The following is an 18,810-nucleotide window of genomic DNA, read 5'->3' as shown; positions in this document are numbered from 1 at the left end:
CCTAAGGAATTTGGGATTTATATAATGTTAATTAAAGAAAATTACATTTTCATTAACCAGTTTTTCATAGAAACCTCGTTTTCAATAATGTCTTTCAACTCAGAAATTTTTACACGATCTTGTTTCATTGTATCTCTATGACGAATAGTTACGGTTTCATCTTCGATCGTTTGATGATCTACTGTAATACAAAACGGAGTTCCCAGGGCATCTTGTCTTCTGTAACGGCGACCGACAGCATCTTTTTCATCATAAGCTACATTGAAATCCCATTTTAAATCTTCAATGATTTTTTTAGCGATATCTGGCAATCCGTCTTTCTTTACTAAAGGTAAAACGGCAGCTTTAGTTGGTGCTAAAACAGCTGGTAATTTTAGTACTGTTCTTGTAGAACCATCTTCTAAAACTTCTTCTTGCAACGATGTTGCAAAAACAGCTAAAAACATACGATCCAGACCCACAGACGTCTCTACAACGTACGGAACGTAATTTTCATTCAGTTCCGGATCAAAATATTGTAGTTTTCTACCCGAATATTGTTCGTGTGCTTTTAAGTCAAAATCAGTACGAGAGTGAATTCCTTCCAATTCTTTGAAACCAAATGGGAAGTTGAATTCAATATCAGCAGCAGCGTTTGCGTAATGTGCTAATTTTTCGTGATCGTGAAAACGGTAGTTCTCTTTTCCTAATCCTAAAGATAAGTGCCATTTCAAACGCGCTTCTTTCCAGTGGTGGTACCATTGCATTTCTTCACCCGGACGAACGAAAAATTGCATTTCCATTTGTTCGAATTCACGCATACGGAAAATGAATTGTCTTGCAACAATTTCATTTCTGAACGCTTTACCCGTTTGAGCAATTCCGAAAGGAACTTTCATACGACCTGATTTTTGTACATTTAGGAAATTAACAAAAATACCCTGCGCCGTTTCAGGACGTAAATACAAATCCATTGCAGAATCTGCAGAAGCCCCCAATTTTGTTCCAAACATTAAGTTGAATTGCTTTACATCTGTCCAGTTTTTAGAACCAGTTTCAGGATCGGCAATTTCTAACTCATCTATTAAAGCTTTTACATCCTGAAGATCATCCGTCATTCCTTTTGCAAGCCTTGATAAAATTTCTTTGTATTTTGAAAGATATTCTACCACGCGGGCATTTGTTGTAACAAATTCTTCTTCATTGAATGCATCACCAAAACGAGCTCTTGCTTTTTCAATTTCTTTTTGAGCTTTTTGATTGATTTTTTCTGCAAAATCTTCAACTAAAACATCAGCTCTATATCTTTTTTTCGAATCTTTATTATCAATTAACGGATCATTGAAAGCATCAACGTGGCCTGAAGCTTTCCAGGTTGTTGGATGCATCAAAATTGCAGCATCAAGACCTACAATATTGTCATTCATCTGAACCATTGATTTCCACCAATATTCACGGATATTCTTTTTTAACTCGACACCATTTTGTGCATAATCATACACTGCACTCAATCCATCGTATACTTCGCTTGACGGAAAAATAAATCCGTACTCTTTTGCGTGCGAAACCACATTCTTAAATATATCTTCTTGTTTTGCCATAGTGATGCAAAAATATAAAAAGTACATTTAAAAAAAAGAAAAAATATCAAGATTGAAGAATTGATTTCGTTATTTTTGTAACCAAATTCCTTCTATTTGTGATTAATTATCTTATTAACTTGTTTTTTCCTAAAGTTTGTGCCGGCTGTCATACTCTTTTAATGTCAAATGAAGCTGTAATTTGTACGCATTGCCGCCATGAAATGCCTCTTACTCAATATTATTTGGATACCAAAAATGAGGCTGTAAAAAAATTCTATGGCAAAATTGAAATTCAGCATGCTTCTGCATTTTTATACTTTAACAAAAAAGGAATGGTTCAGGAACTCATTCACAACCTAAAATACAAGGGGCATCAGGAAATTGGTTTTGTTTTAGGAAACTGGTATGTCGAAGATTTAAAAGAATTGAATTTAGCAATTCCTTTTGATGTGGTGATTCCGGTTCCGTTACATAAAAGAAAATTCAGGGAACGTGGTTATAATCAGGTAACGACTTTTGGTAAAGCTTTAGCCAAAGGTTTAAATATAACTTTTGATGATGTAGTTTTATATCGAAAGAAATACTCCAAAACGCAGTCTAAAAAGAATCTATTAGGAAGATCTGAAAACATCGAAAATATATTTGACACCCAGTTTTCTGAAGAAAATCACAACAAACACTTTTTATTAGTTGATGATGTACTTACAACTGGCGCAACACTTGAAGCCTGCTCGCGTGCTTTATTAAAAATCCCGGGAGCTAAAATTAGCATTGTTTGTATGGCGATGGCGAACTCCTGACAAGTTAAATTCCAATTTTTTAAAATTCCAATCTTTATCTAAAAATAATTTACTTTAAAAGTAAAAAGATAACAGATTGGAATTTGGAATTTTTTTATTGGAATTTTAAAAATGGAATTTTAATTCACTACAATTTTCTTAACCGTTCTTCTGTCTCCATCAATAACTGTTACTAAATACATTCCGGCAGAAACATTTTGTAATTGAATATTCTCATTAAAGTCTGATGTACTCTCAAAAGTCTTTTCATAAACTTGCTTACCTAAAATATCGTGTACAAAGATTTTAACTCCAGCACTCGATTTACTTTCAAATTGAATAGTAAAACTTCCTTTATTTGGATTTGGATACAATACAAAATCGATATTGTCAAAATCTGGCGTTCCTAAAGTGTAGGTCTGACCACAAATATTTATTGAAGCTGAATTTAATGTTCCAAAATTTCCAACAACAGCGTCGCGAATTCTTAAAGTCCAGGTTCCTTCCGTATTTTGTCCATTAAAAGCACTTAAGAGATCAACCGGAATAACAATTTGTTCTGTTGTAATTCCGCAATCAAGAGCAGCACCGGAATCATTAAATTGCATTGCCAAAGTTGAATTTGTAGATCCACAGTTTTTATTAAACAAGCGTACAATAGTTCCTTGCGGACTCACCATTTGAATTTCAAGATCAGAAAATTTTGCATGTGTTACGTTAACAGAAACATCTACATCTGAAACAGTTGCTCCGGATGCCGGAACTGTCACAGTTCGTGTAACAAAAGTTGTGGTATTTGGAATAGAAAAAGAATTTCCAAAACTATAAGAATTACAAGCTACTGTTGAAGTAAAACCTACTGAAAATGGTTTACTATTTATGGCATAATAAATATTTGCTGTTGGCTCAATAAGAATTCTGCAATTCTTAGAGGAAGGCACGCTCGTTGGAAGCGTGATAACTTCAGAACCATCATTTGGTGTATTAGCCGCCAAAATTATTGGAAAAGTTAAACCACCATCAGTAGATAATTTGATATTTACTGCAGTAGAACCTTGCAACGTATTTGTATTATTAACACTCCAGGTTACGGTTTCACTCAATCCTTGCCACCAGCTAACGCCATCATTTATGTGCGACGTTACTGCAAATGGTCCCGCAAAAGAAGCTACGTTTACAATCATAGCATCTGTATTGGTTTGCGCCGCTCCATCAGCAGCATTGTCCCTCCCGGTTAAAGTAAAATGCAATGTTCTTGCAATAGAAGAAACCGATTCCCACGTGGTAGTTAATTTATTTTGAAGAACATAATTGAGTTGTGGCATATACCGAATTGTACTCGAATTAGGAACTACTGATCGAAACAAAGGACCATCTGGTTTTGTTGAATAGGCAATGCTATTTCCTCCAGAAGTTGTTGTGGCATTATCATTCTCTTCCCAATTATAGGTTATTGTATCCCCTTCAGCATCAGAGCCTGTACCATTTAAAATAAAAGCAGTACTAATTGGAATCGTATAATCAGGGCCCGCATCAATAGTGGGTGGATTATTTGTTATAGCAGCGTTTACCGGACAGCTTTTACCAGCAAGCGTATTTTGAATTTGCAAAATACTAACGTAAGCAAAATAATCATCTGAAGTATTTTGAATGTCATAGTCACCCGTCACACCGGCATAAGCCATAATTGTAGAACCACTTCCCGGCTCAACATTTACATTGGTTCTTTCGGCAGCATCATAAGAAAAAGTATGGTTTGCTCCCAATTGATGCCCCATTTCATGCGCAACAAAATCAATATCAAAAGTATCTCCCTGAGGTTTGCCATCTGATGGGGATGTATAGGCACTTCCTTTTGCCAATGGATTATTTGTTGTTGGATTAGTACAAACGCAACCAATACAACCCGCATTTCCACCGCCGCCTGAAGCCCCAAATAAATGTCCTAAATCATAATTTCCATTTCCAATAACGTTTGTTATTGTTGTTTGCACTTCCTGATTCCAGGCTCCATCAGCTCCGGCTGAAGCATTAGAATAAGGATCTGTAGCAGCATCTGTATAGATCAGCGCATCATTATTTGCAATTAAAATCACTTTTACAGCTAAATCTTTATTAAACACACCATTTACTCTGGCCAAAGTGGCATTCATACCGGCCAACGCCCCTGCTTTTGTCCCTCCAAAATAAGTTGTATACTCTGCAGTACAAGACAAAGCCAAACGCATTGTTTTAAAAACTTTAGCATTTGATGTTTCTTTGGCCGTTTTTGCAGTATTGGTATTCGAAATTAAATCTGTTGTTTTACAAATTAGTCTTTCTGAATTGTTTGTATTATTAGAAGTAAACAAAACATATTCTGTTTTATTATCAGGATTTTCCTCTATGTATTCGGTCGCCTTATCTACACGAAGGATCATGGTTTGAACTCCTATTGGCGAAACACTAAAATGTATTTTTGCCGATTTATCATCTAAGCCCCTTCCTTCATAAGCCCTGATTTCTGGATATTTTGCTTGCAATACAGGGTCAAAATTAGATGATTCCCATACTTTAAAACGTTCTAAAACGCCAGTAGAATTTGGAACTGTAATTTCTGAAGTAATCTCTCTGGAAGCTTTTCCGGTTGTTTCGGCAAGTTTATTTTTTAAGAAATCTGAATTTAGTTTATAGTATAATCTTCCGGAATCAGATCCATTTAACCTCTTGTTTACAGAAGAATTTGAGGTTGATTTTTGCCATAAATCATCATTCTGAGCGTGAATTCTAACACAACAAAAAATAACAAATAAAAAAAGTAGTGGTTTTTTCATACTCAAAAGTAATTTGGGAATCAAAATTAAGAGAATTAAATGAAATTCTTACATATAAACGACATTTAATCCTTTTTAGTCGACGAGTTGGCCAATATTCACAAAAAGAAACGGGATCACGTCAAAAAATCAATTGTGGGTAGTATAAAATTTCAAATAGATAGTATAAATTTGCACCATCTTAAATTATTTGTTTTGAAGCTCTTTCATTCTATAAACGATTTCCATTCGACTAAGAAAACGATCTTAACTCTTGGCACCTTTGATGGCGTTCATATTGGTCATAAAAAAATTCTGGAACGAATTACTCAAAACACCGAAAACGGGAAATACGAAAGTTTAGTTCTTACATTTTTTCCGCATCCCAGAATGGTTTTGCAGGAGAAGTCAGAGATAAAACTCTTAAACACGATTTCTGAAAAAACAAAACTTTTAGAACAAACCGGAATTGAAAACCTTGTAATTCATCCATTTAACGAAAGTTTTTCCAGATTAACTGCTGAAGAGTTTGTACATTCTATTTTAGTCGATCAATTTCATATTCAAAAAATAATTATAGGTCATGATCACCGTTTTGGAAGAAACAGAACAGCTAACATTGACGATCTAATTGCTTTTGGTGCAGAATATGGTTTTGAAGTCGAACAAATTTCGGCGCAGGAAATTGAGGATGTCTCCGTAAGCTCTACCAAAATCAGAAAAGCCTTAAATGAAGGAAATATGAAATTGGCAAACGATTATTTAGGATACAACTACTTTTTAACCGGCGAGGTTGTAAAAGGAAAACAATTAGGACGAACTATTGGCTTCCCAACAGCTAACATTCACATTGAAGAAGATTATAAATTAATTCCAAAAAATGGGGTTTATGCTGTAAAAGCGTTAATCGCTCAAAAAGAAGTTTTTGGAATGATGAATATTGGTTTTAATCCAACAGTAAACGGAGAAAAGCAAACCATCGAAGTAAATCTTTTTGATTTTGACGCTGATATTTATGGTGAAAAAATTGAAGTTTCCTTATTACAGTATCTTCGCGAAGAACAAAAATTTGGTTCAGTTGATTTACTGAAAGCACAATTAAATCAGGATAAAATGGATGCTTTGGCTTTTATTTCTCAACTTTAAAAGAATAAACATTTTAAATTATTTGCCATTCAGATTTTTTATAAAACATAAATTAATTTTGCTACCAACAATTAATCTCTAAGGAGATATTCTTTCCAGTGAAAATTATTTATTAAAAAATACATCATACACTTTTCTCCATTTTTAAATCATCGTAGTTATTTTTTTAGTAAATTTGATATACAACACTGTTTGTCAACTATTTACTATTAACTTCTTTAAAAATAACCACTATGAATTTACCTAAAGAAATTACCAACGGTTTTTTAATTTTCCTCGGAATAGGCATTTATTTTTTATTGATGAATGTATTAGGCTTAGCAGATTTGTTTTATCTGCGTACACTAAATGTATTTTTTATATTTTATGGTGTAAACAGAACTATGCAAATGAATCTTCGTGAAGGAGAAACCAATTTTGTATCCAATGCAGTGTCGGCAATGACCACCTCTGTAGTTGGTGTATGTATGAGTGTTTTTGGATTACTAGTGTATAGCTATGCAAGAGGTGGAGACGCTTATGTACAAACTTTATCAGAAACATTTATGTTTGGAGGAAATCCTTCTGTACCAACTTATTGTATCTGTTTACTTTTTGAAGGAGTTGCATCTTCTGTAATTGTCACCTTAATGATGATGTTGTACTGGAATAATAAATATGCAGCCGATTAATTTTTTTAAATAAATCTACAATTTAAACACTCTAAAATCATGAAAAAGTATAATTCTATGATTTTAGAGTGTTTCTTTTTTGAAAATACCTGTCAAATATTCATTTACAGAAATACGCATTGGTTGATTAGAACAATTTAACTACTTTTGAAGCATCAAAAAATTGCATCGATGAGCATTACGAAACACAATTGGACAAAAGACGAAATAATCGCCATATATAACAAACCTATGATGGACCTGCTTTATGAGGCAGCAACAATTCATAGAGAGAAACATGATCCGAACGTAGTTCAGGTATCTACATTACTATCTATTAAAACCGGGGGCTGTCCTGAAGATTGTGGTTATTGCCCACAAGCAGCACGTTACAACACAGGTGTTGAAGGAAATGACCTAATGAGCGTTAGTCAGGTAAAAGCTCAGGCTTTGCGTGCTAAATCAAGTGGATCTTCTCGTGTTTGCATGGGAGCTGCCTGGAGAAACGTAAAAGATGGTGAAGAATTTGATCAGGTTTTAGAAATGGTTCGTACCATTAATAAACTTGACATGGAAGTTTGTTGTACATTGGGTATGATTACTGAAAACCAGGCACAACGTTTGGCAGAAGCAGGATTATATGCTTACAATCACAACTTAGATACTTCTGAAGAATATTATAAAGATGTAATTTCGACCCGTGGTTTCGAAGACCGTTTACAAACGATAGAAAATGTTCGTAAAACGAATGTTACGGTTTGTAGTGGAGGAATTATTGGAATGGGAGAAAGTATTGAAGACAGAGCCGGAATGCTTGTTGCTCTTTCTACTTTAAATCCACAACCGGAATCTGTGCCAATTAATGCATTGGTTGCTGTTGAAGGAACTCCGATGGAAGAAGAAAAACCTGTTGAAATCTGGGAAATGATTCGTATGGTGGCTACAACAAGAATTGTAATGCCGGATACACAAGTTCGTTTATCTGCAGGAAGAACTAATATGAGCCGTGAAGGACAGGCAATGTGTTTCTTTGCTGGGGCAAATTCTATTTTTGCAGGAGATAAATTACTTACAACTCCAAATCCGGATGTACACGAAGACATGAAAATGTTTGAGATGTTAGGATTGATTCCGCAAAAGCCGTTTGTTAAAGTTTCGCAGCCTCAAACAGTTGAAGCAGCAGATTCTCAGTTCGCACCATTAGGCGAAAAACCTAAATGGTCAAGACCAGGACACTCAATTGAAAGAAACCTGGAGGCTTCGATCAAATCAAAAATTTAATTAAAAGAGTTAATAAATCTCGAAAAATATTTTTAAATTGCTTATAACCTGCGTTATAAGCAATTTTTTTATTTAATAGAGATGAATTTAAAACAAATCGAAAGGGTAAAAAAGATCTCAAAAGCTGATTTTATTTCCCAATACGTCAAAAAACAAATTCCAGTTGTTGTTGAAGAGCTGACAGAAGATTGGCCAGCCTATCAAAAATGGAAATTATCTTACATCAATGAAATAGCGGGTGATACTGTCGTTCCCTTGTATGATAACAGACCTGTTAATCATGAAGATGGCTTTAATGAAGCGCATACTAAAATGAAAATGAGTGATTATATTACTCTTTTACAATCAAAGCCTACTAACTATCGCATTTTTCTTTATAATTTAATGAAGGAGGTCCCAACATTAAAAAATGACTTTTTGTGGCCTGATATTGGCCTCAAGCTTGTAAAGCAAATGCCGATGTTATTTTTTGGTGGAGAAAATTCAAGAGTATTCATGCATTTTGACATTGATTATTCGAATATTTTACATTTTCATTTTCATGGAGAAAAACAATGTATGATCTTTCCTCCTCATCAGTCAAAATATATGTATAAAGTTCCTCATGCACTGATTTCAAGAGAAGATATTGATTTTGATGATCCTGATTATGAAAAATTCCCTGCCCTAAAAAATGCAGAAGGTTATATCACCAATCTTAAACATGGCGAAATGTTATATATGCCTGAAGGATATTGGCATTATATGAAATATTTGACTCCTGGATTCTCTATGAGTTTACGTGCTTTTCCAAAAAACATTTCCCATTTATCAAAAGCCGCTTATAATGTTTTTGTAATGCGATATTTTGACATTATGATGCGAAAATTTAAAGGACAGAAATGGATTGATTATAAAAATGATAAAGCTATCACAAATACGCATGAGAATCTCCGTAAGAGTGCTTAAATAAGATTTATAAATAGAAAAGCAGTTTAAAGTTTAAATTCCTCAACTGCTTTTCTATTTATAAAGTTTATTAAAATACAATCTTTTTAGTTGTAGTATTTCCATTTTCCAAAGTCACTTTTACCAGTAAAACTTGATTTGCAGAGCGGAAATTTAATAATTGTAATTCTGTTGCGTTAATGTTTTTTTTCTCATAAAGACGTCTACCTGAAAGATCAAAAACTGCAACTTCCCGAATTGCTTCTCTGTTTGATATTATTTTCATGTCTGTGAATTTTATTGAAACCCAGACATTATTTTCTACATTCGAAACATCGTCAACACCCAGAGATTTATCAGAATATCGAAGTATGAATCGGTCAGAAAAAGTGCCAGCTTCTGTGTTAAATGTATAATTCCCTGTACGAAGGTCGTGTAATTTGTTTGTCAATTTATCTTCTAAATAAATAGGCATCAAAGTTAGTGCGCCATCAACATGATAAATTGAAATCGTAAAATCACCAGCAATTGTAGTACGATATCCTAACGGAACAGCATCTGTGTTTTTAAAGGGTAAAGCACGACCTTGTATTGCTAGTTTATGATCGTTATTGATACTGTAAAAATCCAGATATTTATTTGCGTCGAAACTATTGCCATCGTATTTTCTGTCGTATTCATTTGTTGCGCCTTCTATATAACCAACAAGCAATTGCTTATACGCGCCTCCAGTATTGGTCATATTCAGCCAAATCCTATTTCTTTCAAGAGCTACATTTTTAGATTTTTGATCTGTTTTAAAAAATTCTGTATTTGCATCTCCCCCTCTTCGCATAGAATTATTAAAAACGAGAGTTCCAGAGGCAGCTATTCCTGCAAAAAAAGATTGTCCAGCTCCAATATTGCCACTTGGAGGAATATTATTATTTCCCACAGCATCATCACCTGACCCAGCTGCGGTACCAACACCTCCTGTTAAATTATAAGTTGCATAATCATCAGATCCATATTGATAAGCACCTCCTAATACCACTGGCGTATTATGTGTCCAAAAATAAAGAGTACCCTCTAATATTGGGTCATTTATATTTATAAAATCGTCCGCATTTAAAGCAGATGGATATGGATTTCCTACTAAAAAAAACCTTTCTGCAATTACATTTTCGCCTGTAAAATTACCGTTATTGGGAACTCCAATAAACAAAGCTGTAAAATTACTTCTAATGGTATTCGAGAAATTTTCAGGGCCACGAATAATATATCCCTTTCCAACGACCATGATCTTAGACGGTGCTTCTGCTACCCAATTATAGCCGTTATGGCTATATAATTTATCTGTTTTCGTTAAAGGTGAAACATCTATAATCGCTTGTGGACTAACTGGTGTTGACCAATACACATAATCAGCTTGGCGAATGGGAAAAGTATTCCGTTTATAAATAATATTTCCTGTGTTTAAATTATTGTCCGGACTTGCCTGTAATAAACTTGCACCATCTTCAAAAATTAATTTACCCACATTAACATGAACTCCTTTGAGTAAACTCAAGGTTTTTCCATGTTGAATAGTCACAACTGCATCATTGCTTATCGTGCAGGAGCAAGCATTTATATCTTTATTTAAATCGTAATCTTCCTGAAAATCAATTACATCATCAAACGAAGGATCTGTAGTTCCGTATGACCATGAACTTCCATTCCAAGTATTTAATTGAATTGTGATTTCAGCTGAATACGTTACAGAACAACTGTTTTCTATCGCAAATTTATATTTCCCAAGAGGTAATCCCGAAATTGTTAACGAAGTTCCTGTATAAGCACGTGGTGTAATTACTGTTCCATCAGACTGTAAAATATTTCCTGAGCCAGATAATCCATTTAAAGTAATACTTCCCGTAGGTGTTGTGCAAGTTGGCTGCGTAAAACTAAAAATGTTTGGTGCTAAAGGAATGGGATCTACATCAATTCTTGTTTCGACTGCAAAATCTTCAGGACAACTTCCGTTTTTTACAATAGCTCTGTAACTTGTACTTTCGGTCAATATTCCAGGCTGATAAGTCACTCCAGTATGACTAATTGGTTGCCAAACATACGGTAGTGTAGTGGCATATTCCCATCTGACAATCGTACCAACATAATTGTTTAACGTCACCAACGGACTTGGATTTCCTTGACAAATATGGAGTCCGCCATTCACTACTCCTCGTTCCGTTTTTATTACCGATGTTGTAGTAGTAGCATCTGCAACCGCGGGGCATCCAGTAGAAGAGTATTTAACCGTAACTGTTTTATTACCTGTGGTCACCCATTGTAAAGTCACTGTACTACTGGCAGAAGAAATGCCGCCAGAAATAATATTATAATCTATTCCTTCTGTTCCAGGAACTGACCATATGTAATTTGTCTGTCCAGGCTGAGTTGTATAAGTAACATCGGTATTAACGCAAACTGAAGCCCCAGGCTGAACCGAAAAAGTGGGTATCGGAATTTGATTAACCGTGACGGTTGTCGCTATAGAACTTGTTGAAGAACAAGCACCGTTTTGCACCACAGCCCTAAACTGTGTTGTTTGCGTTAATGATCCAGAAGTATAAGTTGCTGCTGTATTTGCAATTGGAGTCCACACAGAAAATGGATTAACTGAAGATTCCCAACTTAAAACGGTACCTGTATTTCCGGTTAAAGTTAAAACACCACTTGTTAAACCACTGCAAATAGTTGTTCCTCCTCCAACTGTTCCCCCAACTGAAGGGGAAGAAACAACAATGCTTGCAGTATTATTAGAAGAGATATCAGCAAAACAAGCTCCAGATGTCAATTTAGTGATTGAGATATCTCTTGTACCAGCCGTGCTAAATCCAGATAACACAAAACTACCGGAGCCAGCCGTTAAAACGCTAAGTGTAATTGTCAATCCATTACTTGTAGGATTAGTTAAATTGTAAGTAACTGTATAAACCCCTATTGGCAAAGAAGCTGGAGATGAAGCAAGTGTTATAGTTGTATTTCCTGGCGAACTGCAGACAGGCGATGCCGAAACCGCAGTAATTCCATAAGATGGGCAAGTATAACTTACATTCACCTGTCCAGCTGCACCTGCTCCTCCCACCTGCAATGCTCCCAATACAGTATTCATTGCACCACTACCGCCACCACCCGGAGGTGCTCCAGGTTTTCCGGCGGCATTCACTAAAGCGACACTTGTAATACCAGCGCCACCGGCACCACCGCCAGTATCGCCACCTCTTCCCCCTGCACCAGAACCTTGCAACAATCCAATAATACCAGTACTGCCAGAACCGCCATCTACGCCAGAAGTTTTTTTAATGGATCCAAATGAATCAGCAGCCAATCCGCCTTTACCACCTGCAGGAGTTCCTCCCGAATTATTTGCTGTACCTGCTTTTCCTCCAGCGGCTAGAAAAATGCCTTCATATCCTAAAATAGTAGAGTTTCCTCCCGAAGCGCCAGTGGCAGGAATTCCAGCAACTCGTATACTTAATGTTGCTCCTGGTACAACCGTAATTTTCCCTTTTGCGTAAGCACCACCTCCACCACCTCCTGCACTTCTTCCATCCAAAATGGCACCACTTGCTGCTCCTCCCGAACCTCCAGCACCCCAGCCTTCAACATCCATAGAAGTAACTCCTGCTGGAACAAACAAAGTATTATCTGATGGATAAGTATGCGGTGGCTGTGCCCATAAAGAACTGTAAAAGAATAATAAAAGAAGACACAATTGCAACTTATTGGCTTCTGTAGATTTTTTTTGTGGTTTTAAATAATCTAAAAATGAAATCAAGATTTGAAAAAGTGATACTTTAAATAGAGATTTTTTCATACGACAGCATTTTAAAAATTAATAAAAGATTCCAGAGGATATGAGAATCATTTTCAATTTTAAATACCTAAAAGCTATAGAGAACTTCAAGAAAATGTTCTCTAACTTTTACCAAATTAAGATAGACGTGCAAAATTACATTTGCTTACATAGTGAGGTATCTAAAAATAATGATCGGTCTTTTGGCAAATAAAAAATTAAACTAGTTTTATTTAAAAGTCATTAAATCTGTAGTATGACGGGCTTTTATGTTGTTTATCGAATTAAAACAACAACAAGGTACGATTTTCTTTACAATACATAAAAAATTTTAACTTAAAAATAAAGACTTTAACATAATAAGCTGTTTATTCGAATTATTAAAAATAAGGAATGTTTCAAGCCTATATTTACAATTAATTCTAAAAACAAAAAATCCATTCCTTAAATGGAATGGATTTTTAAAAAACGAAAAGGTATATTTTTTTTAAAAGATAATTTTTGAAGTTGTTAAACTTCCGTTTTCTAGCGCGACTTTTATAAGCAGTACCTGATTAGATGATTGAAGATTTACGATCTGAAGTTCATTTTCTCCAATATTTGATTTCTCATAAATAAGTTTTCCTGCAACATCAAAAATATAAACTTTAGCAAGTGTTTCAATAGTAGAATTTACTTTGATTACTTTATTTTTTACAGCTATTAAAACCTTACTTTCTGTATTTTCAACATCATCAAATCCTAAAGATTTGTTAGTGTAACGCAATACAAAACGATCCGTAAAAGTTCCTGCAGCTGTCTTAAATGTATAATTACCTTCTCTTAGATCATGAATGATTCCAGTTAATTTATCTTCTAAATAAATAGGTTGCATATTCATACTCCCATCTGTTTTACTTATAGCTATTTTAAAATATCCATCAATAGTACTTTTATATCCCAGTTTTACAAAATCAATATCATTAAAAGGCAACGCACGTCCTTGAATTGTCAATTTATTATCATTAATAACGCTATAAAAGTCAATGTATTTGTTTCCATCAAAGGTTAAGCCATCAAATTTATTGTCGTATTCATTACTTGCACCTTCAATATAACCCACCAACAGTTGTTTAAAAGCTCCACCAGAATTAGTCATACTTAGCCAGATTCGATGCTTTTCAATAGCTTTTGTTTTTGATTCTTTACTTGGTTTATAAAATTGGCCATTCTCTGCACCTCTATTTCTCATAGTGTTATCAAAAACAATATTTCCAGAGGTTGCAATTTTAGCAAAGAAAGATTGTCCTGCTCCAATTTGACCACTTGGTTCGCTTGCATTGTTTCCCACAGCATCATCACCTGATCCAGCAGCTGTACCTACACCTCCTGTTAAATTATAAGTCGCATAATCATCAGATCCATATTGATACGCACCTCCTAATACTACTGGCGTATTATGCGTCCAGAAATAAAGAGTACCTTCTAAAACCGGTGAATTTGTATTTATAAAGTCATCCGCATCTAAAGCAGATGGATATGGATTCCCTATTAAAAAGAATCTTCCTCCAACTACAGCTTCACCTGAAATATTTCCATTATTAGGAACCCCAATAAATAGTGCTGTAAAATTACTTCTAATAGTATTCGAGAAATTTTCAGGGCCACGAATAATGTACCCCTTTCCAACAACCATGATTTTAGAAGGTGTTTCTGCTACCCAATTATAGCCATTATGGCTATATAATTTATCTGTTTTCGTTAAAGGTGAAACATCTATAATCGCTTGTGGACTTACTGGTGTAGACCAATACACATAATCGGCCTGACGAATAGGAAAAGTATTCCGTTTGTAAATAATATTTCCTGAGTTGATGACATTATTCACTTGAATCAAACTAGCCGCATTTTCAAACGTTAAAGTTGCATCATTTCCTGAATCGACAATAACTTGATTTTCGATGGTTAAAGTATGACCCGAATGAATAGTAACTTTTTTTCCGGCATTAACCTTACAAGAACAGCCACTCAAATCACCTGTCGAATCATAATCAGCTGCGAATTCAAGCATATCGGTAGCAACAGGGCTTCCATTAGACCAGCTTCCATTGCTATAGACATTTGTTAGTGGAGCTTTTATTTCAATAGTAAGTGTTGCCAAAGACGGACAATTTACACCTTCATGAATAGTAAAAGTATAATTTCCCGGAATTAAATCAGGAACTATAAAATCCGTATCAGAAGTATTATAAACACCTGAAGTCGGGCCTGACTGCGTGATTATCCAATTTACTCCCGTCAGCAAGCCATTTAATTCTATACTTCCTTTTGGATGAACGCACGTAGGATGAACAATTGTACCAATACTAGGCGTTACTGGCAGAGGTTTAATAATTACTGATACCGCTTGCGAACTTGTACAACTATTTCCGGCAGTTATTGTCATTGTGCCGGAATAAGTGTTGGCAGTAACGTTTACAGGAATTACAATTCCTGTTAAGTTACCACCACCAGCATTAAATGTAGTGGTAGTTGTACTTTGATCCTTTAAACCGGCAGAATTTGCAGTTGCATCCCAATCAATACTGTATGAGATAGGTGTATTTGCCGATGAAGCATAAGCCATAGTGGTTACTTGACTGACCAATGAACTAAAACACAATGGTTCAATTACACCTGAAGTATTAATAGTTGGACTCGAATTTATAGTTACATTAAAACTGACTCCAGAACTTGTACAACCATTTATATTTTTAACTGAGATTGTACCAGAGTAAACACCTCCTGCAGTTCCAGCCGGAACATTTATCGTAATCGGACTTGTAATAGGGGCGTCAACAACCGCCTGAAAAGTATTTACCGGAGAGGCATTCCATGTTATACTGTATGTTGTTGGAGTTCCTGTTGATGTATAAGCTAAAGTTGTTGTTGTTGCAGAAGGAGACGAGCAAATTGTAGCGGCAGAAGCCGCAGGTGTTATCGAAGGCAATGCGCCAACAGTTACCGTAGCCGTAATTTTACAGCCGTTGCTATTCGTATAGGTAATAACACTTGCTCCCAGTGCTACACCGGTTACAACCCCAGTACTACTAACTGTTGCGACAGTTGGTGTTGCCGACACCCATGGATTTGTCGCATTAGGAGTAGCCGAACCCGTAAGTGTACTTGTAAAACCAATACAAACATTTAAATTCCCCGTAATAACCGGATTTGCATTAATAACATAATTTGCCTGAGTTCTGCATCCCGTTGAAGGAAAGCCCACATAAAAGGGATATGTACCTGCAGGACTAGCAATTGTTAAACCTGATCCAGCCACTCCTACTGGATTAAATGAAGATCCTGTACCTAAAAGTGTTCCAGCTGTAGCAGCGGTGTACCAACCTGGTGCAACAAGAGTTCCGCCTGAAGTTGTGGTAATATTCCAAGTAAAGGAGGCATTTACGCTTGGATCATAATCAGAAGTTATTAATGTATAATTTACTCCTGCAACCAATGGCACATCAACCAGTGAAGGCTCATCTGTAATAACAATTCCCAAAAACCGTGTATCGTCATCTCCCCTAACAAAAGTACCTCCTCCTGTACAGTTACCTGGTATAAAATTACCGGTATAAATATATCCAGTACCGTCATAAGCATCATTATTAGCCATTCTAAAGGTATAGTTCCCGGATACGCTAACCTGAAAACTAGTAGCCACATAACTTCTGGGATTGCCAGCAACAAACAAACAGGTTGTGGTATCATCAAATGGGCCTCCCGTTTCACCGCCTACTCTATCAGCGACAGGATTAACAGCTGTATCCCATGAACCATTAATTTGCAAGCCGGTAGGGGAGATTGTAGTTCCCGAATTCAACGCTTTAGATGGGTCTCCTTCACATACAACAACCTCTGTAACGCGTAAAGTTGTATTACAGGAATTTGATCCAACATTTACCATTCCAGTAGTGGGTCTAAAATAGGTATTATTAAAAAAGTTTGCAGCTGTTGCTGTTGTACTTCCCCATAAACCTGGCGTAGTGCCTTCTCCACCAAGTGTCATCGTTCCCGCCGGATGTGTTAGGGCTAGAAGATTAGCCTGAACTCCTAATGCAATTGACAAATTACCTGCAATAGTGGTAGCAACTGATGAAAATGTTTTTATTCCGCTTCCTGACAAAATAAGATTATAATAAGGTCCACTTTTAAGTGTTTGTGCTGCTCCTGTATAATTTACAGTATTATTTACGGCAGTTGCAGCAAGGGCATTAATTGTCGATGTCCCACCGATATTTAATGTACCCGTATTGGTTAATGTATTTGTTCCTGTTAAAGCTGTTGAAACACTTAATGTACCCGCGTTTGTTGTTGCTCCATTTATGGCTACATTCGGAATTAAAAGAGTTCCATTTATTGTACCACCTGTACCTGAAATAGTATGAACCCCATTATTCGCTGTAAAAGTGCCGCTGTTTTGTAAACTACCTCCGTAATTCACCGCACTATTACCTGTTTCGTTCCAAACTCCAGAATTAATAGTGTTTCCCGTAAATGTTTTTGCTCCCGTCCCGGCAAGGGTAAGGGTTCCAGCAATCGTACTGGTACCCGTAACTCCAAATGTAAAAGTTCCACTGGTTGCTAAGGCGGACCCAGTCCCAACATTAAGGTTACCTCCTGCAAGCAGATTATTATTTACTGTCCCAGAAGCTGTACCTGATGTTGTTAAATTACCTGCTACAGCTAAGGTTGCCCCTAAAGTTTTTATACCACTGCCCGACAAAATAAGATTGGTATATGAGGTACTTCGCACTGTTTGCGCAGCTCCCGTATAATTTACAGTTGAACTTGTACCGTTTAACTTAATATCACTGGTTCCTGCCCCCGTTATAGAAAAGGGTAATGTATTATTCAAAAGAAGCGTTCCTGATTGAGGAGTAAGAGTCATATCATATACCGTATTATTCGAACCTTGATTTGCGGCAGAAATTGTCCCATCAATTTTTACAATGCCTCCCGAATGTATAAAATATGCTGTATTAAGAGATCCTCCAGCGCTCCTACCGTTTAAAACGAGATTACCTGAAATATTGAAATTAGCAATTGTCGACGTAATGGCAGTAGAGCGGGAAAATCCTGGAGTTAGTGTAGTTTGCCCAATCGTAACTGTAGCTGCATTCACAATCCCTGCTCCGGAAATAGCAGCATTATTACTAAAGTTAGCTCTTGAAGTAACAGATAAATTAGTAACGGTTAAATTAAATGTATTGTTAATAATTATTTCACTTAGAAGAGAATTTGCACCAGACAATCCCTGAAATGTAATCGATGCACAGGCTGCATTTGCCGTAACAGTAATTTTATGATCACCTGCAATATTAACAACATTTCCTGCTCCGGGAATACCAAAACCACTCCATGTGGCATCATCATTCCAGTTACCGGATTGTACTGACGTATAAGGAGATTGCGCATACAGAGTACTTAAATTCCCAAAAAAAACAATACAAAAAAAAGGCATTAGGTAACTTTTAAAGTTCTCTAATCTATTGAAAATCGAAAAAGTTATACTCTGAAAAAAAGAAAAATCGGTTAAAAGTATTTGTTTTCTCATTAAATATAGAATTTAAATTTAACAATCAATATCTTAAAACAGACTTGGGGATTCTCAAAAAAAGTATTTCGTAATGGCTTATTATCGAATGATTTTGAAGATGACTTAACTAATATTTACAGGCTTGAAATAGTATACAAATAAGATACAGCAATTTACAAAATTTTACACAAGCATCTAAAAAACAGATTGTTATATATTTAAAAGTCGTTATTTTTAAGTAATTTCGCATAAATATTTTTTTTTTATGCAGTTCATCATTCGAAAGAGGTTAGTGG

At 35.6% G+C, this 18,810-nt stretch carries 9 protein-coding genes; 5 read left to right on the top strand and 4 right to left on the bottom strand.

What is annotated here, in order from left to right; all coding sequences use genetic code 11:
- Positions 1-41: 41 nt before the first annotated feature.
- Positions 42-1,580 (bottom strand): glycine--tRNA ligase, encoded by a 1,539-nt coding sequence (locus B0A65_RS04400; RefSeq protein WP_074660630.1) that lies wholly within the window; start codon positions 1,578-1,580, stop codon positions 42-44.
- Positions 1,581-1,678: 98 nt separating this feature from the next.
- Here B0A65_RS04400 and B0A65_RS04395 point away from each other — a divergent pair, with 98 nt between their 5' ends.
- Positions 1,679-2,362 (top strand): ComF family protein, encoded by a 684-nt coding sequence (locus B0A65_RS04395; protein ID WP_242670224.1) that lies wholly within the window; start codon positions 1,679-1,681, stop codon positions 2,360-2,362.
- A gap of 119 nt (positions 2,363-2,481) precedes the next feature.
- Here the strand turns inward: B0A65_RS04395 and B0A65_RS04390 are convergent, their stop codons facing one another.
- Positions 2,482-5,154, bottom strand: coding sequence for a zinc-dependent metalloprotease (locus B0A65_RS04390; protein WP_074660627.1), 2,673 nt, complete (start codon positions 5,152-5,154; stop codon positions 2,482-2,484).
- A 195-nt stretch (positions 5,155-5,349) separates the two neighbouring features.
- Here B0A65_RS04390 and B0A65_RS04385 point away from each other — a divergent pair, with 195 nt between their 5' ends.
- From B0A65_RS04385 to B0A65_RS04370, 4 genes are all read left to right on the top strand, one after another.
- Positions 5,350-6,279, top strand: a complete 930-nt coding sequence (locus B0A65_RS04385; protein ID WP_074660625.1) for a bifunctional riboflavin kinase/FAD synthetase — start codon at positions 5,350-5,352, stop codon at positions 6,277-6,279.
- Positions 6,280-6,512: 233 nt separating this feature from the next.
- Positions 6,513-6,950: a hypothetical protein gene (locus B0A65_RS04380; protein ID WP_074660624.1), complete on the top strand. Its 438-nt coding sequence runs from the start codon at positions 6,513-6,515 to the stop codon at positions 6,948-6,950.
- Between the two features lie 171 nt (positions 6,951-7,121).
- Complete coding sequence (bioB, locus tag B0A65_RS04375; protein ID WP_074660622.1) at positions 7,122-8,210, top strand: biotin synthase BioB; 1,089 nt, start codon at positions 7,122-7,124, stop codon at positions 8,208-8,210.
- Positions 8,211-8,291: 81 nt separating this feature from the next.
- On the top strand, positions 8,292-9,158 hold the full coding sequence (locus tag B0A65_RS04370) for a cupin-like domain-containing protein (RefSeq protein ID WP_074660620.1): 867 nt from the start codon (positions 8,292-8,294) through the stop codon (positions 9,156-9,158).
- A gap of 70 nt (positions 9,159-9,228) precedes the next feature.
- On the opposite strand, the gene B0A65_RS23600 is transcribed toward B0A65_RS04370, so the two are convergent.
- Together B0A65_RS23600 and B0A65_RS04360 are read right to left on the bottom strand one after the other, a co-directional pair.
- The gene (locus tag B0A65_RS23600; protein ID WP_074660618.1) at positions 9,229-12,978 is read right to left on the bottom strand and encodes a T9SS sorting signal type C domain-containing protein; all 3,750 of its coding nucleotides are present in this window, start codon (positions 12,976-12,978) and stop codon (positions 9,229-9,231) included.
- A gap of 466 nt (positions 12,979-13,444) precedes the next feature.
- Positions 13,445-18,439, bottom strand: a complete 4,995-nt coding sequence (locus B0A65_RS04360) for a T9SS sorting signal type C domain-containing protein (protein ID WP_207556408.1) — start codon at positions 18,437-18,439, stop codon at positions 13,445-13,447.
- Positions 18,440-18,810: the final 371 nt, after the last annotated feature.

The organism is Flavobacterium frigidimaris (assembly GCF_002217275.1).
GTDB classification, from domain to species: domain Bacteria; phylum Bacteroidota; class Bacteroidia; order Flavobacteriales; family Flavobacteriaceae; genus Flavobacterium; species Flavobacterium aquidurense.
This window is presented reverse-complemented; position numbering and strand designations above follow the sequence as displayed.